The following is a 25020-nucleotide window of genomic DNA, read 5'->3' on the forward strand; positions in this document are numbered from 1 at the left end:
ACAAAAGGGAGTCTTAAAAAATGATGAATTTTGTAGATAGATATATAATGCCAGCTGCAGCAAAGTTCGGTAACCAACGTCATTTATTAGCAATACGCGATGCGTTGATCGGGATGATTGCCATTACAATGGTCGGCTCGTTTGCAGTTTTATTTAATAATTTAGGTGGAGCGATCAAAGGTTACGACAAAATGATGGAAGCTCTTTTTGGAGTGAATTGGAAAACACTTGGCAGTGATATTTGGTGGGGAACATTTGCGTTTATGACTGTATTTGCAGTTGTAGGGATTGCTTATAAATTAGCTCGTTCTTATGGTGATGAAGGATTTGAAGCAATGCTTGTCGCATTAGCGTCATATTTTGTACTAGTGCCACAATCATTAAACACTGTAACGGTTACATTAGAAAATGGAAAAACGGCTACTGGTAGTGTTTGGGGGTTAGTGAACTCTACTTATACTAATTCAACTGCACTTTTTACCGGAATAATCGTTGCCATTATTGCAACAGAAATTTTTGTTCGCTTATCAAGAGTAAAGCAATTAGTTATTAAATTACCAGATGGTGTACCACCAGCAGTTTCAAAAGCATTTGCAAAGCTATTACCTGGTATGTTGACAATCTTTGTGGTCGCGATTGTTGGATTACTATTCAGATTATATTTATCGGATGGCGTATATTTTAATGATTGGTTAAGCTCAGTGCTTGTTAAGCCATTAACGAATGCTGCAGACTCTTTACCGTTTGCAATCGGTATAGCATTCTTTATTCATTTCTTCTGGATGCTTGGCTTACATGGACCGAATATACTGGGTGGAATTACGACACCATTATTTACAGCTTTAGGAAATGAAAATATTGATTTAGCAGCAAAAGGTGTTACAAAGTGGAGTGAATACAATGTAATGGCAGGCCAGTTCTTTGATGCATTTGTATTCTTAGGTGGATCAGGTGCTACGTTAGGGTTAATCATTTCAATGATATTAATTAATCGAAAACGTAATAAACAAATGATTGGATTAGGTGGGGCACCAGGTTTATTCCAAATTAATGAACCAGTTCTTTTCGGATTACCAATCGTGTTAAATCCAATGTGGTTAATTCCATTCATTGGTACACCAATTATCTTAACAGTTATTTCATATTTAGCGATTTCTTTAGGTATGGTTCACCCAGTAACTACGAATATTCCATGGGTAACACCACCAATTTTAGGTGGGTGGTTGATTACAGGAGGACATTGGACAGGTGCAGCCTTAGCGGCATTTAACTTAGTTATCTCAGTGGTCATCTATTTACCTTTCGTTGCATTACAAAGACGAATGGAATCTAAAAAAATGAGAGAAGCAGCAAATAATCAAAGTGCTGCAATGTAATGTAGTTTGAGGAGGATACGAAATGAGTACTTTAACGACAATCGAGCAAACAGCATTCCAATTAATCTTACACGCAGGAAACGCAAAAAGCTCATTAATGGAAGGTATGCAGGCTGCTCGAGCGGGTAATTTAGAAGAAGCAAATAGTAAGATTGAAGAAGCAAAGAAAGAATTGAATCTTGCGCATCAGGCACAAACTTCATTAATTCAAGGTGAAGCGCGTGGAGAGAATGTTGAATTAAGTATCTTATTAATTCATGCTCAAGATCATTTAATGAATGCATTAACGATGAGAGATTTAGTATCAGAAATAATTTTCTTACATGAAAAATTAAATAAATAAGAAAAAAGAGAAAAGTAGTTTCATAGAATGACCGGGCTACTTTTCTCCTATCATATAGAAGGAGTGAAGAAAATGAGAAACGGTATTAAAATAGCAACAATTGGTGGCGGTTCAAGTTATACTCCAGAATTAGTTGAAGGATTTATTAAACGTTATGATGAACTACCTGTAAGAGAGCTTTGGCTAGTGGACATTGAAGAAGGTAGAGAGAAACTTGAAATCGTTGGGAATCTTGCGAAAAGAATGGTAGAAAAAGCAGGAGTACCAATGGAAATTCATTTAACACTTGATCGTCGTGCTGCTCTTAAAGATGCTGATTTTGTTACGACACAATTTCGTGTAGGCTTACTTGAAGCTCGTATGAAGGATGAGCGTATTCCTTTAAAATATGGGGTAATTGGTCAAGAAACAAATGGTCCAGGTGGTCTGTTTAAAGCACTTCGTACAATTCCGGTTATTTTAGATATCGTTAAGGATATTGAAGAGCTTTGTCCAAATGCTTGGCTAGTAAACTTTACGAATCCTACGGGTATTTTAACAGAAGCGATTTTAAGATATACAAATTTCCGTAAAGTAGTTGGTTTATGTAATGTACCAATTCACATTCACATGAACATTGCAAAAGGTCTAGGGGTAGAAGCTGAGCGTGTGCATATTGATTTTATGGGATTAAATCATATGGTTTACGGAACGAAAGTATTATTAGATGGAGAAAATGTAACAAGTCGTGTTGTAAGTGAGTTTGCACGCCCTGCTGAAAGTATGACGATGCAAAATATTAAGGCAATGGATTGGAATCCTGATTTTATAGAAGCACTTGGAGTGATTCCATGTCCGTATCATCGTTACTACTATCAAACGAAAGTAATGCTAGAGGAAGAGCTTGATGCAGCGAAAAAAGATGGTACGCGTGCTGAGGTTGTAAAAAAATTAGAAGAATCATTATTCGAATTATATAAAGATCCTAATTTAAATATTAAGCCACCACAATTAGAAAAACGCGGCGGAGCTTATTATAGTGATGCTGCATGCCGATTAATTTCATCTCTATATAACAATAAAGGTGATATCCAACCTGTTAACACAATGAATAATGGTGCCATTGCATCAATTCCAGATGATTGTGCTGTTGAAGTAAGTGCACTTATTACAAAAGATGGTCCGAAACCAATTACGATGGGTGACTTGCCGGTTGCAGTACGCGGTTTAGTACAACAAATTAAATCATTCGAACGTGTTGCTGCGGAAGCTGGAGTAACTGGTGATTATAAAACAGCATTACTTGCTATGTGTATCAACCCACTAGTTGGATCTGATCATTTAGCAAAACAAATTCTAGATGAAATGTTAGAGGCTCACAAAGAGCATTTACCTCAATTCTTCAAAAACGAAAAAGTAGCAGCAAATTAACGAATAAAAAGAGGGATGTAGCTCGAATGAAAGAGTGCATCCCTTTTAATCATACTAAAAGAAAAAAGGGGAATGAATGATGACGAAGCTTATTGTAAATGCAGATGATTTCGGATATTCAAAAGGTGTAAATTATGGCATCATTGAATCACATTTGAATGGAATAGTGAACTCCGCGACTATGATGATGAATATGTATGCTGTGGAGCATGGAATTGAATTAGCAAAATTACATCCTACATTAGGATTAGGTGTACATCTTGTATTAACTGCGGGCAAACCTTTATTAACAGGTCTACAAACAATCGTAGATCAAAATGGGGCTTTTCTTAAAAATAGTTATTGGTATGATAATCCAGTTATTAATGTTGAAGAAGTTGTAAAGGAATGGGATGCTCAAATTCAAAAGTTTCTTTCTTATGGATTAAATCCTTCACATCTAGATAGTCATCACCATGTACACATGATCCCAATTCTACACCCAGTCATTGCAAAATTATCTAAAAAGTATGATCTCCCTGTCCGAATTTCTCCAAAGAGTCAAATAGACGGAATCGAACCTTTTACGGATCAATTATTAACCGATTTTTATGGTAGTGATATTCCAATAAACTATTTTGAGACAATAGAAGACAGAATAAATAATAATGTTGAGTCAGTAGAGGTTATGGTACATCCTGCATTAGTAGATAATCATTTAAAAAATGGTACATCATATTGCTTTGAGAGATTAACAGAACTAGATATCTTAACGAACTCAAAACTTCCTGAGGGAGTAGAGCTAGTAAAGTATTAATATAGTGAAAAAAACCAGTTTCTTCATCGAAGTAACTGGCTTTTTCTTATTTTATATAAAATTCTTCATCTAATCTGCTAATATCATTTCTAGAATAAAATTCCATTAAGTAACATATTTCATCATCAGGTATGATAATGTCACAAGCATCCTCAATTTGTTGCATTATTTTTTTGATTTTTAAATATAGCATATAGTCACTATTTATTTTATCTTCTTTATTTTTAAATGGGATTAGAGGCTGTGAGTTTTGAATTCGGTCGATCATGCAACTCATATGAATAACAATTCCCATTAAATCCTCATTTTTGAAAAATTTGTCTGTTTGGACTTGTATATCGTTCAAGGCACGTCTAATCACACTAATTACTTTTTTAGCATCCTTTAAAGAAATAGTCTCTTGTAATGTTTCAGCCATTTTTAAATACGTTTCTTCATAAGTGATCAATTCTTGTATTGTCTTTGTAGCCTTCATATTTAATACATCCTGTAAATGAAACGTATTAAATGGAACATTTATATCAAAATTCGAAACAATACAAACGATACTTCGTTCTTTTGATATATCATTTAACATTTTTTGTAATTCGTCTTTATTTAAAAGGCTAATTGGCACGATTTCTAGCATCTCTTTATCATAGACCAAGTTATTCGCTAGTATATTTTTAATGGCTATTGCACTTCCCTGACCAGTCAAACATGCAGTTAAAATGACAGAACGATTAAATTCAGGTTGTTTCGTTTTATTCGAATGAGAATTGATGAAGAAAGTAGTTAAGTTTCGTACATCCTGATAAAGCTCGTCTAAATTATAACCGAGTGTCGCTTTTCTTGAGGCTTCGATTACATGTGCAGTACTTACCATTTGAATCACGCGTACTGGAATTGAAAATTCGGCTTCAATTATGTCGCCGATATAAGATAGTGACCCCATATCGATACAAAGTAGAATTCCATTTAATTTACCTAAAGATTTAATATAATCTTTTACTCCAATTAAAAAATCTTGTGGTGGTTCACTTAATGGCATATCGATTCCAATAACTTCTTCGTTTTCTAACAGTTCATTTGTTACATTTGCCATTTCTCTAGCAATACCATTACCGTGAGCTAATACAATTACTTTTACATTAGAACTAGTCACTTTAAAATCTTCGTTTCCATATACAAAAAACATCGTTATAAATGCTACTTCATCAAATGGGATTGAAACGTTTGAAAAATCTTCAATCATTTTTACACATTCAATTGAAACGGAAAACTCTTTCTTATATTGATCTCGGATTTGCGTTATATTTGGATGATAAATTTTCTTGTTTGACTGAATACGTTGTAATAGGGTTTGTATATGTAAGCTAAGTGCAACAAGTATTTTTTCATTAAATCTCTTACTTAATTTTTCTTCTGCTAGTTTTAGTACCTTTTCACTTAGTGTAACGATTTCAGGCTTGATTATTTTTTGGATATTTTCTTTACTAGATAGTTTGCGATTAATAGAAGTTAAATAATGCGTAAAATAACTTTCGATATCGTTCTCCATTAGTAAAGATAACTCGTCCTGAGCAACACCACGTTGTTTTAGTTCTTCATATTTCGTATCAATTCGGTCATAAATTGTATCTGCAGAATGATCCAATTGTTGGTTACTTGTTATACCCTTTGTTGGTGAAAATTCAAAATGCTCGTTTAAAAGTGTGACTGCATGTTTCACCTTTTTTTCAATGAATAAGCCTTCCTTCACATACCAGTTCAAATCTGTGCTATAAATTCGTATTTTGTCATGTTTATGAGTAATAAAATCTGCGTAAGCCTTTGCGCAAGCTAATTGAATATCAGCTTTAAGTTGTCCGATATTGTTTTTACACGGATAAAATAGAAAAGAGCGAATTGTATTTGCACTGACAACGATTTCTTTTCCTAGACGAACACTTTCTTCCGTGAAAAATCGTTTAATCAGAGTCAATCTCTCTTCATATGTTCGATCACGAAGAGCCGGCAATGTAATGACCATAGGGATCCGGCGAGTAAATGTAGATAATAAAGTGGACCCGGGATCCTCTGTTGTTGCTGAAATGATTAAAACATTCGATGTTCGTTCGTTTTCTGTCTCTCCTAGTCTTCTATACAACTTATAATCAATGAACGTAAATAACATTTCTTGACCTTCTGGAGTAAGACGATGAACCTCGTCTAAAAATAATATTCCATTATTTGCTTTTTCAAGTAAGCCTTTTTGTTCTGTTGCACCTGTATAAGCACCTTTTCTTACACCGAATAGCTGACCTAATAATAGTTGTGGATTATTTGCATAGTCCGCGCAATTAAAAATAATGAATGGAGAATCCTTTTCTAAAACATTCGAACGAATTGCGTAATCATGCATTCTTTTAGCAAAAGCAGATTTACCAACACCTGTCTCACCGAGTATTAACGTATGCATACCATTTGGTGGATAGAGAATAGCTGATCTTGCTTTTTCGATGGCAGGTCTTAGACTAATATTCTCTTCATAAAAATATTCATATTGATAGTTTGAACTTGCTGGATTGTTTTGAGATTTATTCAGTTGTTGTATACTATCAGACTGAAGTTTAAATACAACCGGTCTAGAATTTGTTTTAATTAATAAATTTTCTTTGACTAATTTATTTAAATCACTGCTAACGTTTGCTCTATCTAAACCGAGCTTTTGAGCAATCTCAATAGCGGAAAAACCTTGCTCCTTACTTTGAAGAAAAACTTCATAAATCTGGTTTTTTCTGTTCATAATGGCCCACCCATCATAAAGAGTTGTATACTTTAACTATACAGGAAAAAGTAAACGTTTTCACTATATTTAAATTAGTATAACAATTCGTCAAGTACTATGAAAAAGTTAAATATCGAGTAAAATAGTAATAAGGGAGTGAAGTAGTATGGAAATGAATTTAATGCAAAAACAATCATTGAAACTTGCAATGACTCAGGAACTACGACAAGCCATTACAATGCTTCAATTTAATGCCCAAGAACTTACTGATTTTTTATTTGAGCAATCATTAGAAAATCCCTTAATTGAAGTCGAAACTCCTTATAACGATTACACTTCTTCAAAAATCAAACAACAAACTACTTCCAGCGGACAAGGAATGGAGTTATATACTCTAAGAACAGAAACATTACAAGAAGAACTTGTTAGTCAGTTAAATGAGTTGAAAATTGATAATGAGGAATATAAAATTATAAAATATTTAATTTATAACTTAGATAAAAATGGATTTTTGATGGAATCAGATGAAGAGCTTATACATGAATTAAATATTTCTTTCGTCCAATTACAAATCTGCATTGATACACTTCAACGTTTTGAACCCTCAGGAGTTGGAGCAAGATCGGTTAAAGAGTGCTTATTGATTCAACTAAATGGCCTTGAAGCTGATACAACAATTGCAAAACAGGTCATTAAAGATTATTTTGATCTATTTGTTAATAAAAACTGGAAAGAAATAGCGAAGAAACTTAAGATTAGCTTACCTGATTTACAAAGAGAAATTGACTTAATTTTAACCTTGCAACCAAGGCCAGGTTTAAATTATTTCCAAGACCAAGTAAATTATGTAGCTCCTGATTTAACAGTTGAAAAAATAGGCGGGGAATTTGTTGTTCTAATTAATGATAAAATTATGCCGCGTTTAAAAATACTTAATGAATATTCTTCAATATTAAATGGTCAACATGAGAAGGAAGTTTCAACTTATTTAAAGGATAAAAATACACAAGTTAACTGGTTAATGAAAAGCTTGGAAGAACGAAAATCAACGATGTTGGCAGTAATGAATTGTATTCTTCGAAAGCAAATTGCTTTTTTTGAAAAAGGTCCTGCAAATTTAAAAACTCTTACTTTAAAAGAGATAGCGGAAGAACTTTCATTACATGAATCGACAATTAGTCGTACTTGTAAAAACAAATATGTACAGACACCGTTTGGTTTATATGAAATGAAGAAATTCTTCCATCAAGGTGTAAGTGTGGACGGCGAGGAGCTTGCATCAACGAGTGTACAGGTATTCATAAAGCAGCTAGTAGATGAAGAAAACAAAGAAAAACCATTATCAGATCAAAAGCTAGTTGAATTATTAGCTGAAAAACATGGAGTGGAAATCTCTAGAAGAACTGTAGCTAAATATAGAGATATCCTTAGAATTCCTGGTTCATCAAAACGAAAGCGCTTTAGTTAAAAAGGAGAATGGAATGTCGATTAAGTTAACTTTACTTACAAAAGAGAATTGTGGATTATGCGAAGAAGCAAAAGATGCAATTCGTTTGGTCCAATCTGAATATGAAATCCAAGTAAATGAAATTGATATTTATTCTGATGATGCATTATTAGAGGAATATCAACTAATGATTCCTGTTATTCAAATTAATGGGGAAACTGTTGCATACGGAAAAATTCATAAGATTGACATATTAAATGCCATAAATGGGTAGTTATCAGTTGAAAGAAATGAATGACCCTGTTACAATATAAATGTAGCAGGGTTATTTCACTTCTGGAGTAAATCTTGTTCAAAAAAACAACGTTGCAAAACGCTGTAATTTTTTTAAAACAAGTGGGACATAATATGTCATAGTGGGACATAATTAGACCCGAGTGAATACTCTGTGAAAGAGGAGATGAAAATGAACCATATTTTAAAGCTACAACAAAAATTATTACCTGATCTAATACCGGTTATCCAAAAGAGATTTCAAATCCTACAATATATACGAATTATGCAGCCGATTGGTCGAAGGAATTTGTCTACTAGCGTAGGATTAACAGAAAGAGTACTTAGATCAGAAGTTGCTTTATTAAAAGAGCAAAGACTGATTAATGTCGCATCTTCTGGCATGACATTAACGGATGAAGGACTAAGTTTACTTCTAGACCTAGAAGAACCAATGCGTGAACTATTCGGTTTGAAAAATATCGAAGACTTGCTTAAGGAAACATTTAATCTTAAAGAAGTAATCGTTGTTTCAGGCGATAGTGATGAGCTGGACTGGGTAAAAAAAGAGATGGGTCGAGCAGCTGTTGGCTGTATAAACCAAAGGCTAGAAACAAATAATATTGTTGCTGTTACTGGTGGTTCCACTTTAGCTGCTGTAGCTGAAATGATGAATGATGACTCTAAAGATCTAAATACCTTATTTGTACCAGCGCGAGGCGGTTTAGGTGAAGAAGTAAGAAATCAAGCAAATACGATTTGTGCAAAAATGGCTGAAATGGCAAAAGGTAATTATCGATTACTTCACTTGCCAGATGAACTTAGTGAAGAGGCCTATGTAACTATGATGGAAGAACCAAGAGTAAAAGAGGTTCTAAATTTAATTCGATCTTCTTCAATTGTCGTACACGGCATTGGAGATGCATTTACGATGGCAAAACGAAGACAATCTTCATCAGAACAGTTAGAAATCTTAACTGAATCTGAAGCTGTAGGAGAGGCATTTGGCTATTACTTTAATGAAAATGGTGAAGTTGTATACAGGGTAAGAACTATTGGTTTACAACTGAATGAATTGGAGAATATACCTTATGTACTGGGAGTAGCTGGAGGATCTTCTAAAGCAAAAGCAATGGCTTCTTTCTTAAAGAAAGGTCATGTAAACATCCTCGTCACTGACGAAGGAGCAGCAAAAGAGTTAATTAAAGGATGTACCCTTTAAAATAAAATAAGCTTCTACCTATTAAAAGGAGGAAATTAAAAATGGCAACTAAAATTGGTATTAATGGATTTGGACGTATCGGACGTATGGTTTTCCGCGCAGCTTTAAACAACCCAAACGTAGAGGTTGTAGCAATCAATGACTTAACAGACGCTAAAACTTTAGCTCACTTATTAAAATATGATTCAGTTCACGGTTCAGTAAACGCTGAAGTAACAGTTAATGGCGATTCAATCGTTGTTAACGGAAGCGAAATTAAAGTAATTGCTGAGCGTGACCCAGCAGTTTTACCTTGGAGCGATTACGGAGTAGAAGTTGTAGTAGAATCTACTGGTCGTTTCACAGATAAAAAAGATGCTGAAAAACACTTAGGTGGATCAGTTAAAAAAGTAATTATCTCTGCACCAGCTTCTAATGAAGATATCACGATCGTAATGGGTGTAAATGATGACAAATACGATGCAGCTAGCCACAATGTAATTTCTAATGCTTCTTGTACAACTAACTGTTTAGCTCCATTTGCTAAAGTATTAGACGAAAAATTCGGTATCAAACGTGGTATGATGACAACTGTTCACTCTTACACAAATGACCAACAAATTTTAGATTTACCACACAAAGATTTACGTCGTGCACGTGCTGCTGCAATGAGCATGATTCCAACAACTACTGGTGCTGCTAAAGCAGTTTCATTAGTATTACCTCAATTAAAAGGTAAATTAAACGGTGGTGCTGTACGTGTACCAACTGCTAACGTATCTTTAGTTGACTTAGTAGTAGAATTAAATGCTGAAGTTACTGCTGAAGAAGTAAATGCTGCATTTAAAGCTGCTTCTGAAGGCGAATTAAAAGGTATCTTAGGATACTCTGAAGAGCCATTAGTATCAATCGACTATAACGGTTGCACAAACTCATCTACAATCGATGCATTATCTACAATGACTATGGAAGGTAATATGGTTAAAATCCTTTCTTGGTACGATAATGAAACTGGTTACTCAACTCGTGTAGTTGACTTAGTAGCTCACATCGCTTCAAAAGGTCTATAATTTTAATATAAATTAATATGAGGGCGAGGGGATTTTCCTCCCCTCTTTTGTTTGAAAAAATCCTCTTTTGTCACTAATCCAACACAATATTAAAAAATACTCTAGAAATAAATTCCAATTGGTGTACATAATCTGTTAAAATTGCGGTGACAATATCACAGAATAGATACGACTTTGTATGAGACGGATCGACCAGTGGAATTGAATATGGATGAATAAAAACAGTACTGGAGGCACCTACTATGAACAAAAAGTCATTACATGACATTGATGTAAAAGGAAAACGCGTATTTTGCCGTGTAGATTTTAACGTACCAATGGCAAATGGTGAAGTAACAGATGATACCCGTATTCGTGCTGCTCTTCCTACGATTCAGTATTTAATAGAAAACGGAGCAAAAGTTATTTTAGCATCTCACTTAGGACGTCCAAAAGGACAAGTAAATGAAGACATGCGTTTAAATGCTGTTGCTACACGTTTAAGTGAAAAATTAGGTAAAAACGTTATTAAAGCTGATGAAGCATATGGACCTAAAGTTCAAGAAGAAATCAGCAAAATGAACGAAGGCGATGTTTTATTATTAGAAAACGTTCGTTTCTACCCAGGCGAAGAGAAAAATGATGAAGCTCTAGCAAAAGAATTTGCTTCATTAGCTGATGTATATGTAAACGATGCTTTTGGTGCTGCACACCGTGCACATGCTACAACTGCTGGTATTGCTAAACATATCCCAGCTGTAGCAGGTTTCTTAATGGAAAAAGAAATTAATGTTTTAGGTAAAGCACTTTCTAATCCAGAGCGCCCATTTACAGCTATTATCGGTGGAGCGAAAGTTCGAGATAAAATTGGCGTAATTGAAAACTTATTAGAAAAAGTAGATAACTTAATTATTGGTGGCGGACTAGCTTATACATTCTTAAAAGCTAAAGGCTATGAAATCGGTCAATCTCTTTTAGAAGAGGATAAAATTGATTTAGCAAATGAATTTATCCAAAAAGCCGAAGCGAAAGGCGTTAAATTCTATATGCCAATTGATGCAATTATAGCTGACAAATTCGGTGAAGATGCTAATACTCAGGAAGTTGATATTGATAGCATTCCTTCAGATTGGCAAGCTCTTGATATTGGACCAAAAACAACTGCTCTTTATGCAGATGTCATTAAAAGCTCTAAATTAGTCATTTGGAATGGACCTATGGGTGTATTTGAAATCGATAAATTTGCACAAGGTACTAAAGGAGTAGCGCAAGCATTAGCAGATTCAGATGCTTATTCAATTATCGGTGGAGGAGACTCAGCTGCTGCTGCTGAAAAATTCGGCCTAGCAGATAAAATGAGCCATATTTCTACTGGTGGCGGTGCTTCATTAGAATTTATGGAAGGTAAAGAACTTCCTGGAGTTGCATTATTAAACGATAAATAAGTCTAATAGCTTTACAATATTTAGTAATAGAAATAGAGTAAGATTTTATGTCTTACCAATTGTTAGGAAGGTGTTTCTCATGCGTAAACCAATTATCGCAGGTAACTGGAAAATGAATAAGACGCTTAACGAAGCAATGACATTCGTTGAGGAAGTAAAAAATAGCATTCCATCATCTGATACAGTAGATTCAGCAGTTTGTGCGCCTGCATTATTTATTGCACCTATGTTATACGGTGTAAAAGGAACTGAATTAAAAATTGGTTCTCAAAATGTAAGTAATCAAGATAGTGGAGCTTATACTGGAGAAATTAGCCCAGTAGCACTTAAAGATTTAGGCGTAACTTATGCGATTATCGGACATTCTGAGCGTCGTGAATATTATGGCGAAACAGATGAGTTTATTAATAGTAAAACAAAAAAAGCTTTCGAGCATGGTCTTACTCCAATTCTTTGCTGTGGCGAAACGCTTGAAGAACGTGAAGGCGGTAAATTTGAGGAAGTTATTCGTACTCAATTAACTGCTGATCTTGCAGGTCTTACAGATGAGCAAGTAAAGAATTTAGTAATTGCATATGAACCAATTTGGGCAATTGGAACAGGTAAATCTGCTACAGAAAAAGATGCACAAGATTCATGTAAATTTGTTCGTGATGTTGTAGCAAGTCTTTATGATGAAACTGTTGCAGAATCTGTACGTGTTCAATATGGTGGCAGTGTAAAACCTGAAAACATTAAAGAATATATGGCTCAACCTGATATTGACGGTGCGTTAGTAGGTGGAGCAAGTTTAGAACCAGCTTCTTTCCTTGCATTATTGGAGGCTGTTAAGTAATGAGTAAACAACCAGTAGCGTTAATTATCCTAGATGGATTTGGTTTGCGCGATGAAACATTTGGAAATGCTGTTGCACAAGCGAAGAAACCAAATTATGATAGATATTGGAATAAATATCCTCACGCACAATTAACTGCTAGCGGTGAAGCAGTAGGTTTACCTGAAGGACAAATGGGTAATTCTGAAGTTGGTCATTTGAATATCGGAGCGGGACGAATTGTTTATCAAAGCTTAACGCGTGTAAATAAGGCAATTCGTGAAGGCGAATTCGAAAAAAATGATACATTCATCGATGCAATTAAAAGTGCAAAAGAAAAAGATAAAGCATTACATATTTTCGGTCTACTGTCTGATGGTGGTATTCACAGCCATATTAATCACATGTTTGCTTTATTAAAATTAGCTGCTGAAGAAGGTTTGAAAAAAGTATATTTACATGCTTTCCTTGATGGACGAGATGTTGGTCCAACTACAGCTAAAAAATATATCGATCAAACTGAAGCAAAGTTTAAAGAATATGGTGTCGGAGAATTTGCAACAATTTCTGGCCGTTATTATTCCATGGACCGTGACAAACGTTGGGATCGAGTAGAAAAATGCTATTGTGCAATGGTTTATGGAGAAGGACCAACTTATACAAGTCCGTATGAATTAATTGAAGATTCATATGCGAACGGTATCCATGATGAATTCGTTTTACCTTCTGTAATGGTAAAAGAAAATGGAACACCAGTTGCAACAATAAGTGATGATGATTCAATTATCTTCTATAACTTCAGACCTGACCGTGCAATTCAAATTTCAAATGTATTTACAAACGATGATTTCCGTGACTTTGATCGTGGAAGTAAGTTCCCGAAAAATGTTCATTTCGTTTGTTTAACACATTTTAGTGAAACAGTACAAGGTTATGTTGCATTTAAACCAACAAACCTAGATAACACTTTAGGTGAAGTTCTTGCTCAAAATAATTTAAATCAATTAAGAATTGCTGAAACGGAAAAGTATCCACACGTTACATTTTTCTTTAGTGGAGGCCGTGAAGCAGAGTTCCCAGGTGAAGAACGTATTTTGATTAACTCGCCAAAAGTTGCAACATACGATCTGCAACCTGAAATGAGTGCTTATGAAGTAAAAGATGCATTACTTAAAGAGATTGCTGCAGACAAGCATGATGTAATCATCTTAAACTTTGCAAATCCAGATATGGTAGGACATTCAGGAAAACTTGAGCCGACAATTAAAGCAATTGAAGCAGTTGACGAATGTTTAGGAGAAGTAGTTGATGCAATTCTTGCTAAAGGCGGAAAAGCAATCATTACTGCTGACCATGGAAATGCTGATGAGGAAATTACACCTGAGGGTGAACCTATGACAGCTCACACGACTAATCCTGTACCAGTTATTGTTACTGAAGAAGGTATTACGTTACGTGAAGATGGTATTTTAGGTGATTTAGCTCCAACTGTTCTTGATTTATTAAAAGTAGAACAACCAAAAGAAATGACTGGTAAATCACTTATTAAATAAGTGAACAGTTAATATAAAAAGTTTTTAATTATGCGTATAACGCAACAAAAGGAGAGATTTTATTATGTCAATGATTATTGATGTTTATGCTCGCGAAGTATTAGATTCTCGTGGTAACCCTACTGTTGAAGTAGAAGTTTATACAGAAGATGGTGGCTTTGGCCGTGCACTAGTACCAAGTGGTGCTTCTACTGGTGAATATGAAGCTGTTGAATTACGTGATGGAGACAAATCTCGTTACCTTGGTAAAGGTGTTGAGAAAGCTGTAGCTAACGTTAATGATATTTTAGCTGAAGAAATCGTTGGATTCGAAGTAACTGATCAAGTTTCAATCGACCGTCGTATGATTGAGCTAGATGGTACTGAAAACAAAGGTAAATTAGGTGCTAACGCAATCCTAGGTGTATCTATGGCAGTAGCTCGTGCAGCAGCTGATGAATTAGGTTTACCATTATACCAATACCTTGGTGGATTTAATGCGAAACAATTACCAGTTCCAATGATGAACATCATCAACGGTGGTTCTCATGCTGATAATAACGTAGACTTCCAAGAATTCATGATCTTACCTGTAGGTGCTGAAAGCTTTAAAGAAGCAATTCGTATGGGTACTGAAATTTTCCACAACCTTAAAGCTGTATTACATGACAAAGGTTTAAACACAGCTGTAGGTGACGAAGGTGGATTCGCTCCAAACCTTGGTTCAAACCGTGAAGCTTTAGAAGTAATCATGGAAGCAATTGATAAAGCTGGTTATAAAGCTGGAGAGCAAGTATTCTTAGGAATGGACGTTGCTTCTTCTGAATTCTTTAACAAAGAAACTGGTAAATACGATCTTGCGGGTGAAGGACGCACTGGTGTATCTTCAGCTGAAATGGTTGATTTCTACGAGCAACTTTGCAATGATTTCCCAATCCTTTCAATTGAAGATGGTTTAGATGAAAATGACTGGGATGGTCACAAATTATTAACAGAACGTTTAGGTAGCCGAGTACAATTAGTAGGTGACGATTTATTCGTTACAAACACTAAAAAATTAGCTGAAGGCATTGAAAAAGGTATCGCAAACTCAATCCTTATCAAAGTTAACCAAATCGGTACATTAACTGAAACTTTCGATGCAATCGAAATGGCTAAACGTGCAGGTTACACTGCAGTAGTTTCTCACCGTTCTGGTGAAACTGAAGATAGCACAATCGCTGATATCGCAGTTGCTACAAATGCTGGTCAAATTAAAACAGGTTCTGCTTCTCGTACAGACCGTATCGCTAAATACAACCAATTATTACGTATTCAAGACGAGTTAGGCGAAAGCGCAGTATACCAAGGATTAAAATCTTTCTACAACTTAAGAAAATAATTTAATCAAAACTAAGTGCATTAACAAAAAAACATAATCCATTATAGACACGTTAAAAAGAGAAGGATCGTCACCTTCTCTTTTTTTTATTGCTTAAAATGTTTTCGTTTAGTAATAATTGGGATTGATTATTAAAGAATCCTAATGTTAAAATAAGAATACACGAACATTAGTTCTTTTGTTTAATTGAGATGAATTTGGAATGAATTAAAAATAAGAGAGGGGAAAAAATGTCTACATCTACTCCAACAGCTTCAAATCCTTCAATGGCTTCTTTGTTAAAAAATCCTTTTATCCGGACAATTCTTTCAGCGGGTTTGTTTATTCAAGTTGGTATTTGGATTCGTAATTTTGCAATCTTATTATTTGTTGTGGAAAAGACGAATGGTGATGCAACAGCCGTATCACTGATTTCAGTTGCTGAATTTGCGCCGATTTTTATTTTTTCTTTTATCGGTGGAACGTTTGCCGATCGTTGGAAACCAAAGCGTACAATGATATGGTGCGATCTTTTAAGTGCTGTATCGATATTTGTTATTTTGTTAGCACTATTATATGGAACTTGGAAGTTTGTGTTTTTTGCTACATTAGTTTCAGCAATCTTGTCTCAGTTTTCTCAGCCTTCCAATATGAAATTATTTAAAGTTCATGTACCAGGTGAGCAAATGCAAGCAGGTATGTCTATCTTTCAAACGATGATGGCAGTGTTTATGATTTTAGGTCCAGTACTAGGTACATTCGTATTTCAACAAGCTGGTATGCATGTTTCGATGGGAATTGTAGGTATTGCTTTTCTTATGTCAGCTTTAGTATTAACAAGATTACCTAAAGATGAAGAAGAAGCAAAGGCAGATCATACAACATCGTTATTGGAAGAGATGAAGTTAGGATTCCAATACGTTTGGTCTCGAAAAATTCTCGTCTATTTAGGTGGAGTGTTTGCAGCGGCAGGATTAGGTATAGGTCTTATTCATCCTCTAGCTATTTTTTTAGTAACTGAACGACTAGGATTAGATAAGGAATATTTACAATGGATATTCGCTGCAAATGGAGCGGCTATGATTATAGGTGGTGGCCTAATAATGGTCATATCGAATAAGTTGGCACCGCATGTATTATTATTAATCGGCATGGCGGTCAATGCGATTGGAATATTTGTAATTGGTTGGTCTGAGATGTTCTGGCTAACGCTTGTTGCTGAATTCTTTATCGGACTATTTATGCCTGCATTGCACATTGGTATTAATACAATCATTTTAAAAAATACTGATGAAAAGTTTGTAGGCAGGGTAAACGGTATATTAACACCATTATTTATGGGAGCTATGGTCATTACAATGAGCTTGGCAGGGATTTTAAAGGAGCATTTTTCTTTAGTCTCTATTTATCAAGTTTCAGCATTATTATTCATTATTGGAATCATCATTATGCTACCAATGTTCAAGATTATGAAGAATGTCGTAGTAGAAGTGAAGTCATAAATTTTATTTAAAATATGAAACCTGATTATTCATATAGAGTAATCAGGTTTTTTATACTTTAGTTTCTTATTATCTATTAATATACTTTTAATTATTTTTTTTCGATCTTCTAGCAAACCCAATTGCGATAATGAGTGCTCCAATTGAGTCTGCGATTAGATCTGTCATAGTATCAAAATTACCGCCGCCTTGAGTATTAGTTCCGAAAAATTGGTCGCTACTGAATTCCCAAATTTCCCATAAGGCCCCACAAAATACTCCAAATGAAAATACAAATAGAAAAATGAATCCAGCGGACATTTCACTTCGAGACTGTTTGGTTGTCAGTTTCCCCATTAAATCAACTGCTAAAAACGCGACTAGCGTACCACTTAGAAAATGTAAAAATGTATCCCACCAGCCTAAGCTATAAAATCTAAGCATTGAACCAAGACATAGGGACCCTATTAAAAAAGTAAAATAAGAGAGAATAAAAGGAAATGCAAATCGAATTTTAAAAAACTTATCTAATATGAGTGGCACGAGTGCACAAACAAAGCCACCTAGTGCGATTGGATACCGATAAGAATCGTCTTTCATGAAGAAAATGACGAACAACACAAGCATTACAATTGCAAAGACAATACTTAAAATTGTTTGTATGCTTCTTTTCATTTCGAATCCCCCATTCATTCTGTTTTTTTATCTCAATTCATACATCAATACAAAACTTCAAAACATGCTTAGTCTAAAATCCTAAAAATGAGCTTAAATTTGACACAAAATATTCATCAAATTGATGAAAAATTGTTAAAAATTAACCTATAGAATTAGGAAATTTGGATTAGTATTGAATTATGGATATGAGTTGCAATTAGTTGGGAGGATAATTATGAACTTTTTCGCATACTTAAAAGATTATATTTGGTATACTATAAAAACATATTTACTTCCATTTATTATTGTAATTGTTTCAATAGTAATTGTTTTTTGGAGATTATTAGGTGATGAATTTACATTTAAATACATACGATTAGAAATAATCTATTTCACTTGTTTTTTCTTATTAGTATCTTTTACAACATATGAGATGAAGGGGCATAAAAATGAATAATTGGGAAGGATTAATTTCGGCGAAGGATCGAACAAAAATCTATTTGCGAAAATATATTCCTGCTGAACCAATTGCTGTGATTCAAATTGTACATGGAATGGCAGAGCATGGTGGAGCTTATGATAAGTTTATTGAATATTTAGTTCATAATCAGTTTGCAGTCTTTATTCATGATCAAAGAGGACACGGGAAAACAGCTGCGCTTGAAGATGATTTAGGTTTTTTTGGTGAAGAAATTGGCTGGGATGAAGTTGCTAAAGATATCATTTTTATAAGTAAGATGATTAGAAAAGAAATAAAAGATATTCCTTTAATTCTATTTGGACATAGTATGGGATCTTATTTGAGCAGACGAGTAGTTCAATTAAATGGAGGACTATACGATGGGCTAATTATTTCTGGAACCGGATACGATCCAGGAATACTTAGAAAATTAGGCGTCTTTATTTCAAGTGCAGAGGCATTTTTGATTGGTGCCAATAAGAGAAGTAAAATTTTAGACTTTTTAACTTTTGGAAACTTCAATAATCATTTTAAGTTTCCTAAAACAAAATATGATTGGTTAACAAGAGATGAAGCTGAAATTGATCGTTATATAAAAGATCCATTTTGTGGATTTATTTGTTCTTCAAGTTATTATCGCGAACTGTTGAAAGGGATTGGAGTTATACATCGTAAAGAGGAAATAAAGAAAACACCAACTTCATTGCCAATTTATATTTTTTCTGGAGATAAAGATCCAGTTGGTCAAAATGGTGAAGGTGTAAAGAAGGTTTATGAGCTGTATAAAAACATTGGTTGTACAAATGTAAAGTTGAAATTATATGAAGAAGGTCGTCATGAGATGCTTCATGAAACAAATAAAGATGAAGTTCATCAAGATGTAAAAACTTGGATAGAAGAAACAATCTTAATTCATTAAATAAGTGTTGTACTCTCATATTGAAGTATAGTATTCTTCATAGTAGAATAGGAAGTAACAGTACTTTACTGTGGAGGTGAAGAAATGCATACGTTTTTATCTGTACTTTTAATTATTGTTTCAGTACTTATGATTGTTTTAGTTTTACTTCAATCTAGTAAAAGTAACGGCCTATCAGGAGCGATATCTGGTGGTGCTGAGCAACTGTTTGGCAAGCAAAAAGCTCGTGGTTTTGAACTAGTTTTACAAAGAATAACAGTTGTTGTAGCAGTTTTATTCTTCATTCTAACGATTGCTGTAACATATTTTAAACTGTAATAAACAAGCTACCTAAAAGGGTGGCTTTTTATTTTGCTAAAACATTTCTCTTGGATAGGAAGATATTTTTCTTAATGATTAAAAAAAATACAGCCAGTTTTTTGGCTGTATTTTAGTATGTAGACAATATCTTAAATATTAACCTTTCATTGCAGCCCATTCTTCTTTACTTGGACCGTACATTCCTGGAATAGCTAGTCCAGCTTGACGCATTAATACAGTCATTTGGCCACGGTGATGCGTTTGATGTGAAATGGCCATGCGAAGTAATGCATGGATAGGCATTTCAAGGAATCCAAAAGCGTTAATGATTTGATTTAAATCTTTTTCTTTCCATTCTTTTTGTGCTGCTTCAATCATAGCTTTACTAGCTTCTGCGTATTTTTCAGTAATTTCCTTTGCAGTTGCAGGCATCTCTTCCTTGCTCATAGATGCTTCGAATTGCAATCCTGATTGTGAAATGATCGCTTTAATTGCTGTAGTTATATGCCAAGCTAATTCTCCCAAAGAGCTAAAATCTTCACCAATTGATTGATCTAGTGATTCATCTGTCATAGCATTTAGTAATTTGATTGTGCTTGCTTCTTCCACTTTCCATTCAGTAATAAATTCTTCAACATTATTAAACATAACGTATCCTCCTTTTGTTGGTTAAATGACCAACATTATTATTACCACACCTTTCATTAAATCATAACTAGTTAATTAAAAAAACTGTTTATTGGTAAATTCTTCAATTGAAAGGTAAAATAAAAGAACAATTTCTTTACGTAAAATTAGTTAAATATTATTATTAATTATTTATATTGAAGATATCGATTATTAATTTAAATAAACAAAATCATTTATAGATAATATAAGAGTAACGAAAGAAAAATGGATAGAAAAGTTTTGGAGTGAGTATATATGAGAGTAACAATGCCGAAGCCATTTACGTTTGAAGGTGGAGATCGAGCAGTTTTATTATTACATGGATTTACAGGACATTCTGCGGATGTTCGAATGCTTGGCCGTTTTTTAGAAAAACAAGGTTATACTTGTCATGCACCGCACTATAAAGGACATGGTGTACCACCAGATGAGCTTGTTCATACTGGACCTGAGGACTGGTGGATGGATGTAAAGGAAGCTTATCAACTTCTAAAGGATAAAGGACATCAAAAAATTGCAGCGGTAGGTCTATCTTTAGGAGGAGTATTTGCACTAAAGCTAGGTTATACTGTTCCATTGAATGGTATTGTCACAATGTGTTCGCCAATGTACATAAAAAGTGAAGAAATTATGTATGAAGGTGTCTTAGCTTATACAAGAGAGTTTAAGAAACGTGAAGGGAAATCTCCTGAACAAATTGAAGTAGAAATGGAAGAGTTTAAAAAAACTCCGATGAATACATTAAAAGCTCTTCAAGGTTTAATTAAAGAAGTGCGTGAAAATGTTGATACAGTATATGCACCAACGTTTGTCGTACAATCTACTGTAGACGAGATGATTAATACAGACAGCGCAAATATTATTTATAATGAAGTGCAATCTGATCAGAAAAAATTAAAGTGGTACGAAAATTCAACACATGTTATTACGCTTGGACAGGAAAAAGACATGTTACATGAAGATGTTCTAGCATTTCTTAATGAATTGGAATGGTAGAATGAAACCTTTCTGGACAAACTTAAATTAAATACCCTTTAACAGTTAGAAAAAGGAGGGAAAAGTATGAATAAACAATGGAAAGAAAAATTATTGGAATTGATGAAAAGTGAAGATTATAAGCCTTTAAATATCCAAGGGATTGAAGAGGCTATGGAGTTGACTGATGCAAGTGACTTTCGAGAAGTAGTAAAAACGCTCGTTATTTTAGAAGATGAGGGTTATATTGTACGTTCTCGAAACAATAAATACAGTTTACCTGATCAATCTAATTTAGTAAGAGGTAAATTAACTGGCCATGCTAAAGGCTTTGCGTTTGTCATTCCAGAAGAAGCAGGGGCAGAAGATGTATTTATTTCACCGTCAGATTTAAATGGTGCTTTACATGGAGACATCGTTTTAGCTCGTATTACAAAAGAAAAAAGTGATGCACGTAGAGAAGGTACAATCGTAAAAATTGTTGAACGTGGTCAAACGAAAATGGTAGGTACATACCAGGCTCAGAAAAGTTTCGGTTTCGTTGTTCCTGATGATAAGCGATTCGGAAGCGATATTTTTATTACAAAGAGCAATTCTCAAGGAGCTGTAGAAGGTCATAAAGTTGTTGTAGAACTTACTCAGTTTCCTGAGAATGGCAAAAGTGCTGAGGGTATTGTAGTCCAAGTACTAGGACATAAAAATGATCCTGGTGTTGATATTCTCTCGGTTATTCATAAGTTTGATTTACCTCAAGAATTTCCTAAGGAAGTAATGGATCAAGCGAATGCTGTACCAGATGAGATTGATGAATCAGCTATTGGCACTCGTCGCGATCTTCGTGATGAACAAATTGTAACGATAGATGGGGCAGATGCAAAGGACTTAGATGATGCCGTTACAGTAACAGCGCTTGAAAATGGTCATTATAAGTTAGGGGTACATATTGCAGACGTTTCATACTATGTGACGGATAGCTCACCGATTGACCAAGAAGCACATGATCGTGGAACAAGTATTTACTTAGTTGACCGAGTTATACCGATGATTCCGCATCGTTTGTCTAATGGAATTTGTTCATTAAATCCAAAAGTAAATCGATTTACACTTTCATGTGAAATGGAGATTGACCAAAAAGGTGAAGTTGTTAAGCATGAAATTTTTGAAAGTATCATTAAAACAACTGAACGAATGACATATAGTGATGTAAATAAACTATTAGATGAGCAAGATGCTGAATTACGTGAACGTTACGAACCATTAGTCCCAATGTTTGAGGAAATGGCTAAGTTAGCGAAAATTTTACGTAATAGACGCATGACTCGTGGAGCAATCGATTTTGATTTTAAAGAATCAAAAGTATTAGTTGACGAAGATGGTCATCCAACTGATGTCGTTATTCGTGAGCGCTCAACTGCAGAAAAACTAATTGAAGAATTTATGCTAGTAGCGAATGAAACAGTTGCTGAGCATTTCCATTGGCTAAATGTACCATTTATGTATCGTGTACACGAGGATCCAAAAGAAGAAAAGTTACAACGATTCTTTGATTTTATTGCATCATTTGGTTATACAGTAAAAGGTGCTGGAAATGAAATTCACCCGAGAGCTTTGCAACAGGTTCTAGATATGGTTCATGGGCAACCAGAGGAGACTGTTATTTCAACAGTTATGCTTCGTTCAATGAAACAAGCGAAATACGAGGCAGATAATCTTGGCCATTTCGGATTAGCAGCGGAGTATTATACTCATTTCACATCACCGATTCGTCGATATCCAGATTTAATTGTTCATCGATTAATTCGTAAATATTTAATCGAAGGAAAAATGGATAATGAGACAAAACGTGAATGGGATGATAAATTACCTGCAATCGCTGAACATGCATCCAATATGGAGCGTCGCTCTGTTGAAGCAGAAAGAGAAACTGATGATTTGAAAAAAGCAGAGTACATGCTTGATAAAATTGGTGAAGAGTATGAAGGTATTATCAGCTCTGTAACAAATTTTGGTATGTTTATTGAACTGCCAAATACAATTGAAGGATTAGTTCGAGTTGCCGATTTATCAGATGACTTCTATAACTATGACGAGCGTACGTACGCAATGATTGGTGAAAGAACAGGGAAAATCTTCAGAATCGGTGATGAAGTATCAGTTCGAGTAGTTAATGTTAATAAAGAAGAACGAGCAATTGATTTTGAAATTGTTGGCATGAAATCAAACAAACCTCGTAGAAGCGGCGGTAGAGGACCGGTTAATCTTGGCGGTGGCTCTGGTAGTGGTAGAGGACGAGGTGGACGCGGAAGAGGTTCTTCAGCTTCAGATCGAAATGGAGATAGCTCTCGCAGTAGCCGTTCTCGTGGAAGACGTGGAGATAGTTCCCAAGGAGATAGTTCACCTAGAAATGACGAGAGAGATAGCGCACGTGGAGGTAAATCATCGAGAAATAAACGCGATGATCGTTTTAATCCAACGAAAAGCAAAAGCAAGAGCAAAAAGAACAAACCTTTTTACGAAAAAGTAGCAAAAGGTAATAAGAAACGATAGGTAAAAAACATGCAGTGGACAAATCACTTGTTCACTGCTTTGCTTTATTGTCTATTTTTATATCGTCCAAATATATGGTAAAATAAGTAAAGATAGAGAGGTGTTATTTATGCCAAGAGGTGAAGGGAAAGTAATTGCTCAAAATAAAAAAGCGTATCATGATTACTTTATCGAAGAAACGTATGAAACTGGTATCGTTTTACAAGGTACTGAAATAAAATCATTACGTGCTGGAAAAGCTAATTTAAAGGATTCCTTTGCACGTGTTCAAGGCGGAGAAGTATGGCTTCATAATATGCATATAAGTCCATATGAACAAGGTAACCGTTATAATCACGAACCATTACGTACTAGAAAATTATTACTACATAATAAAGAAATCGTGAAGTTAATCGGTTATACAAAGGAAACAGGTTATACGTTAGTACCTTTAAAAATCTATTTAAAAAATGGCTATGCTAAGCTATTACTTGGATTAGGTAAAGGTAAGAAACAATATGATAAACGTGATGATTTAAAGAAAAAAGAAGCAAAACGTGAAGTGGAACGTGCATTCCGAGATCGACAAAGAACCTAACTGGATAAATGTTGAAGCGCTGGAATTCTGTTATTCTTTTAGAAACAATTGTTAATTGCAACTTGTGATGGATATGCTATAATAAGTTTGTAAGTTAATCAGCAACATAAATTGCACGATGTGCAGTTTTTATAAATTATGAAGCCTTTGCTTTATGCTTCGTAAGTCACTCATAGCGAACAGAACTGAATAAGTTTTGTGAGCATTTTATATGGGGACGTTACGGATTCGACAGGGGTAGTTCGAGCTTAAGTTGCGAGTCGAGGGGTCGGCCTCGTTAAAACGCAAAAGCCAATAACTGGCAAAAACAACAATTTCTCTTTAGCTGCTTAATTGCACTAAAGGCTCCTCCTATGTATCGCCCATGTGCATAGCTTAGAGGGGTTCACTCATTAGTGGGCTACGCCGGACCTCACCGTCTGAGGGGAAAGGAAGAGATTAACCAGACTAGCTATCAGGAAGCCTGTCATTGGGCTGAATGGTATGCGAAACTCTAATACAGTGACTACGCTCGTAGAAGCTTAAGTGCCGATATTCTTGGACGTGGGTTCGACTCCCACCGTCTCCACCAATACATACTGTTTGGTGGTTTTTTTATGTCTAAAAATGAAAATGTAAACCTCTTAAAACATTGAATTAT

The 25020-nt window shown here is 34.7% G+C and carries 22 protein-coding genes and 1 other RNA gene; 20 read left to right on the forward strand and 3 right to left on the reverse strand.

All coding sequences use genetic code 11. The features are described from left to right. Window positions 1-20 precede the first annotated feature (20 nt). From COI44_RS14130 to chbG, 4 genes are all read left to right on the forward strand, one after another. Window positions 21-1376 carry a PTS sugar transporter subunit IIC gene (locus tag COI44_RS14130; RefSeq protein ID WP_098428532.1) on the forward strand — a complete coding sequence of 452 codons (1356 nt, stop codon included), beginning with the start codon at window positions 21-23 and terminating at the stop codon, window positions 1374-1376. Between the two features lie 22 nt (window positions 1377-1398). Next, window positions 1399-1719 carry a PTS lactose/cellobiose transporter subunit IIA gene (locus tag COI44_RS14135; protein WP_098428533.1) on the forward strand — a complete coding sequence of 107 codons (321 nt, stop codon included), beginning with the start codon at window positions 1399-1401 and terminating at the stop codon, window positions 1717-1719. A 72-nt stretch (window positions 1720-1791) separates the two neighbouring features. Beyond that, complete coding sequence (locus COI44_RS14140; RefSeq protein WP_098428534.1) at window positions 1792-3129, forward strand: 6-phospho-beta-glucosidase; 1338 nt, start codon at window positions 1792-1794, stop codon at window positions 3127-3129. 79 nt (window positions 3130-3208) lie between these two features. Continuing rightward, the gene (chbG, locus tag COI44_RS14145) at window positions 3209-3925 is read left to right on the forward strand and encodes a chitin disaccharide deacetylase (RefSeq protein WP_098428535.1); all 717 of its coding nucleotides are present in this window, start codon (window positions 3209-3211) and stop codon (window positions 3923-3925) included. Between the two features lie 46 nt (window positions 3926-3971). Here chbG and COI44_RS14150 read toward each other — a convergent pair whose 3' ends face one another. Further along, window positions 3972-6692 carry a sigma-54-dependent transcriptional regulator gene (locus COI44_RS14150; RefSeq protein WP_098428536.1) on the reverse strand — a complete coding sequence of 907 codons (2721 nt, stop codon included), beginning with the start codon at window positions 6690-6692 and terminating at the stop codon, window positions 3972-3974. Window positions 6693-6840: 148 nt separating this feature from the next. Here COI44_RS14150 and rpoN point away from each other — a divergent pair, with 148 nt between their 5' ends. From rpoN to COI44_RS14195, 9 genes are all read left to right on the forward strand, one after another. After that, a complete protein-coding gene (gene rpoN / locus COI44_RS14155) occupies window positions 6841-8142 on the forward strand; it encodes an RNA polymerase factor sigma-54 (protein ID WP_098428537.1) in 1302 nt (433 codons plus the stop codon). 13 nt (window positions 8143-8155) lie between these two features. Continuing rightward, the gene (locus COI44_RS14160; RefSeq protein ID WP_483295486.1) at window positions 8156-8395 is read left to right on the forward strand and encodes a glutaredoxin family protein; all 240 of its coding nucleotides are present in this window, start codon (window positions 8156-8158) and stop codon (window positions 8393-8395) included. A gap of 192 nt (window positions 8396-8587) precedes the next feature. Further along, window positions 8588-9616 carry a sugar-binding transcriptional regulator gene (locus COI44_RS14165; protein ID WP_098428538.1) on the forward strand — a complete coding sequence of 343 codons (1029 nt, stop codon included), beginning with the start codon at window positions 8588-8590 and terminating at the stop codon, window positions 9614-9616. A 41-nt stretch (window positions 9617-9657) separates the two neighbouring features. Beyond that, the gene (gap, locus tag COI44_RS14170; protein ID WP_098428539.1) at window positions 9658-10665 is read left to right on the forward strand and encodes a type I glyceraldehyde-3-phosphate dehydrogenase; all 1008 of its coding nucleotides are present in this window, start codon (window positions 9658-9660) and stop codon (window positions 10663-10665) included. A gap of 242 nt (window positions 10666-10907) precedes the next feature. After that, window positions 10908-12089 (forward strand): phosphoglycerate kinase, encoded by a 1182-nt coding sequence (locus tag COI44_RS14175; RefSeq protein ID WP_098428540.1) that lies wholly within the window; start codon window positions 10908-10910, stop codon window positions 12087-12089. Window positions 12090-12168: 79 nt separating this feature from the next. Beyond that, on the forward strand, window positions 12169-12924 hold the full coding sequence (gene tpiA, locus COI44_RS14180; RefSeq protein WP_098428541.1) for a triose-phosphate isomerase: 756 nt from the start codon (window positions 12169-12171) through the stop codon (window positions 12922-12924). Further along, entirely contained in the window at window positions 12924-14456 is a 1533-nt protein-coding gene (gpmI, locus tag COI44_RS14185; RefSeq protein WP_098428542.1) for a 2,3-bisphosphoglycerate-independent phosphoglycerate mutase, read from the forward strand. Before tpiA ends, gpmI begins: the two co-directional genes overlap by 1 nt. A gap of 64 nt (window positions 14457-14520) precedes the next feature. After that, window positions 14521-15816: a phosphopyruvate hydratase gene (eno, locus tag COI44_RS14190; RefSeq protein WP_098428543.1), complete on the forward strand. Its 1296-nt coding sequence runs from the start codon at window positions 14521-14523 to the stop codon at window positions 15814-15816. Between the two features lie 230 nt (window positions 15817-16046). Then, window positions 16047-17297 carry an MFS transporter gene (locus COI44_RS14195; protein ID WP_098428544.1) on the forward strand — a complete coding sequence of 417 codons (1251 nt, stop codon included), beginning with the start codon at window positions 16047-16049 and terminating at the stop codon, window positions 17295-17297. An 87-nt stretch (window positions 17298-17384) separates the two neighbouring features. Here COI44_RS14195 and COI44_RS14200 read toward each other — a convergent pair whose 3' ends face one another. Further along, window positions 17385-17951 carry a DUF2238 domain-containing protein gene (locus tag COI44_RS14200; RefSeq protein ID WP_098428545.1) on the reverse strand — a complete coding sequence of 189 codons (567 nt, stop codon included), beginning with the start codon at window positions 17949-17951 and terminating at the stop codon, window positions 17385-17387. A 217-nt stretch (window positions 17952-18168) separates the two neighbouring features. Between COI44_RS14200 and COI44_RS14205 the strand changes: the two genes are divergently transcribed. From COI44_RS14205 to secG, 3 genes are all read left to right on the forward strand, one after another. After that, window positions 18169-18390, forward strand: coding sequence for a hypothetical protein (locus COI44_RS14205; protein ID WP_098428546.1), 222 nt, complete (start codon window positions 18169-18171; stop codon window positions 18388-18390). Then, window positions 18383-19312: an alpha/beta fold hydrolase gene (locus COI44_RS14210; protein ID WP_098428547.1), complete on the forward strand. Its 930-nt coding sequence runs from the start codon at window positions 18383-18385 to the stop codon at window positions 19310-19312. Before COI44_RS14205 ends, COI44_RS14210 begins: the two co-directional genes overlap by 8 nt. An 84-nt stretch (window positions 19313-19396) precedes the next feature. Continuing rightward, window positions 19397-19630 (forward strand): preprotein translocase subunit SecG, encoded by a 234-nt coding sequence (gene secG, locus COI44_RS14215; protein ID WP_025569105.1) that lies wholly within the window; start codon window positions 19397-19399, stop codon window positions 19628-19630. A gap of 138 nt (window positions 19631-19768) precedes the next feature. Here the strand turns inward: secG and COI44_RS14220 are convergent, their stop codons facing one another. After that, a complete protein-coding gene (locus tag COI44_RS14220; RefSeq protein WP_098428548.1) occupies window positions 19769-20260 on the reverse strand; it encodes a DinB family protein in 492 nt (163 codons plus the stop codon). 276 nt (window positions 20261-20536) lie between these two features. On the opposite strand from COI44_RS14220, the gene COI44_RS14225 reads away from it, so the two are divergent. The 4 genes from COI44_RS14225 (at window position 20537) to ssrA (ending at window position 24951) form a co-directional block, all read left to right on the forward strand. Next, window positions 20537-21277 (forward strand): alpha/beta hydrolase, encoded by a 741-nt coding sequence (locus COI44_RS14225; protein ID WP_098428549.1) that lies wholly within the window; start codon window positions 20537-20539, stop codon window positions 21275-21277. Window positions 21278-21343: 66 nt separating this feature from the next. Then, a complete protein-coding gene (gene rnr, locus COI44_RS14230) occupies window positions 21344-23803 on the forward strand; it encodes a ribonuclease R (RefSeq protein ID WP_098428550.1) in 2460 nt (819 codons plus the stop codon). A 109-nt stretch (window positions 23804-23912) separates the two neighbouring features. Continuing rightward, window positions 23913-24380: an SsrA-binding protein SmpB gene (gene smpB / locus COI44_RS14235; RefSeq protein WP_098428551.1), complete on the forward strand. Its 468-nt coding sequence runs from the start codon at window positions 23913-23915 to the stop codon at window positions 24378-24380. A 213-nt stretch (window positions 24381-24593) separates the two neighbouring features. Continuing rightward, window positions 24594-24951, forward strand: a transfer-messenger RNA (tmRNA) gene (ssrA, locus tag COI44_RS14240). Window positions 24952-25020 lie beyond the last annotated feature (69 nt).

The organism is Bacillus sp. AFS088145 (assembly GCF_002564465.1).
GTDB lineage: Bacteria > Bacillota > Bacilli > Bacillales > Bacillaceae_G > Gottfriedia.

Excerpts from the sequence above, each read along its gene's own strand:
- COI44_RS14130 (WP_098428532.1), top strand. The coding sequence starts at position 21 with ATGATGAATTTTGTAGATAGATATATAATGCCAGCTGCAGCAAAGTTC.
- COI44_RS14135 (WP_098428533.1), top strand. The coding sequence starts at position 1,399 with ATGAGTACTTTAACGACAATCGAGCAAACAGCATTCCAATTAATCTTA.
- COI44_RS14140 (WP_098428534.1), top strand. The coding sequence starts at position 1,792 with ATGAGAAACGGTATTAAAATAGCAACAATTGGTGGCGGTTCAAGTTAT.
- chbG (WP_098428535.1), top strand. The coding sequence starts at position 3,209 with ATGACGAAGCTTATTGTAAATGCAGATGATTTCGGATATTCAAAAGGT.
- COI44_RS14150 (WP_098428536.1), bottom strand. The coding sequence starts at position 6,692 with ATGAACAGAAAAAACCAGATTTATGAAGTTTTTCTTCAAAGTAAGGAG.
- rpoN (WP_098428537.1), top strand. The coding sequence starts at position 6,841 with ATGGAAATGAATTTAATGCAAAAACAATCATTGAAACTTGCAATGACT.
- COI44_RS14160 (WP_483295486.1), top strand. The coding sequence starts at position 8,156 with ATGTCGATTAAGTTAACTTTACTTACAAAAGAGAATTGTGGATTATGC.
- COI44_RS14165 (WP_098428538.1), top strand. The coding sequence starts at position 8,588 with ATGAACCATATTTTAAAGCTACAACAAAAATTATTACCTGATCTAATA.
- gap (WP_098428539.1), top strand. The coding sequence starts at position 9,658 with ATGGCAACTAAAATTGGTATTAATGGATTTGGACGTATCGGACGTATG.
- COI44_RS14175 (WP_098428540.1), top strand. The coding sequence starts at position 10,908 with ATGAACAAAAAGTCATTACATGACATTGATGTAAAAGGAAAACGCGTA.
- tpiA (WP_098428541.1), top strand. The coding sequence starts at position 12,169 with ATGCGTAAACCAATTATCGCAGGTAACTGGAAAATGAATAAGACGCTT.
- gpmI (WP_098428542.1), top strand. The coding sequence starts at position 12,924 with ATGAGTAAACAACCAGTAGCGTTAATTATCCTAGATGGATTTGGTTTG.
- eno (WP_098428543.1), top strand. The coding sequence starts at position 14,521 with ATGTCAATGATTATTGATGTTTATGCTCGCGAAGTATTAGATTCTCGT.
- COI44_RS14195 (WP_098428544.1), top strand. The coding sequence starts at position 16,047 with ATGTCTACATCTACTCCAACAGCTTCAAATCCTTCAATGGCTTCTTTG.
- COI44_RS14200 (WP_098428545.1), bottom strand. The coding sequence starts at position 17,951 with ATGAAAAGAAGCATACAAACAATTTTAAGTATTGTCTTTGCAATTGTA.
- COI44_RS14205 (WP_098428546.1), top strand. The coding sequence starts at position 18,169 with ATGAACTTTTTCGCATACTTAAAAGATTATATTTGGTATACTATAAAA.
- COI44_RS14210 (WP_098428547.1), top strand. The coding sequence starts at position 18,383 with ATGAATAATTGGGAAGGATTAATTTCGGCGAAGGATCGAACAAAAATC.
- secG (WP_025569105.1), top strand. The coding sequence starts at position 19,397 with ATGCATACGTTTTTATCTGTACTTTTAATTATTGTTTCAGTACTTATG.
- COI44_RS14220 (WP_098428548.1), bottom strand. The coding sequence starts at position 20,260 with ATGTTTAATAATGTTGAAGAATTTATTACTGAATGGAAAGTGGAAGAA.
- COI44_RS14225 (WP_098428549.1), top strand. The coding sequence starts at position 20,537 with ATGAGAGTAACAATGCCGAAGCCATTTACGTTTGAAGGTGGAGATCGA.
- rnr (WP_098428550.1), top strand. The coding sequence starts at position 21,344 with ATGAATAAACAATGGAAAGAAAAATTATTGGAATTGATGAAAAGTGAA.
- smpB (WP_098428551.1), top strand. The coding sequence starts at position 23,913 with ATGCCAAGAGGTGAAGGGAAAGTAATTGCTCAAAATAAAAAAGCGTAT.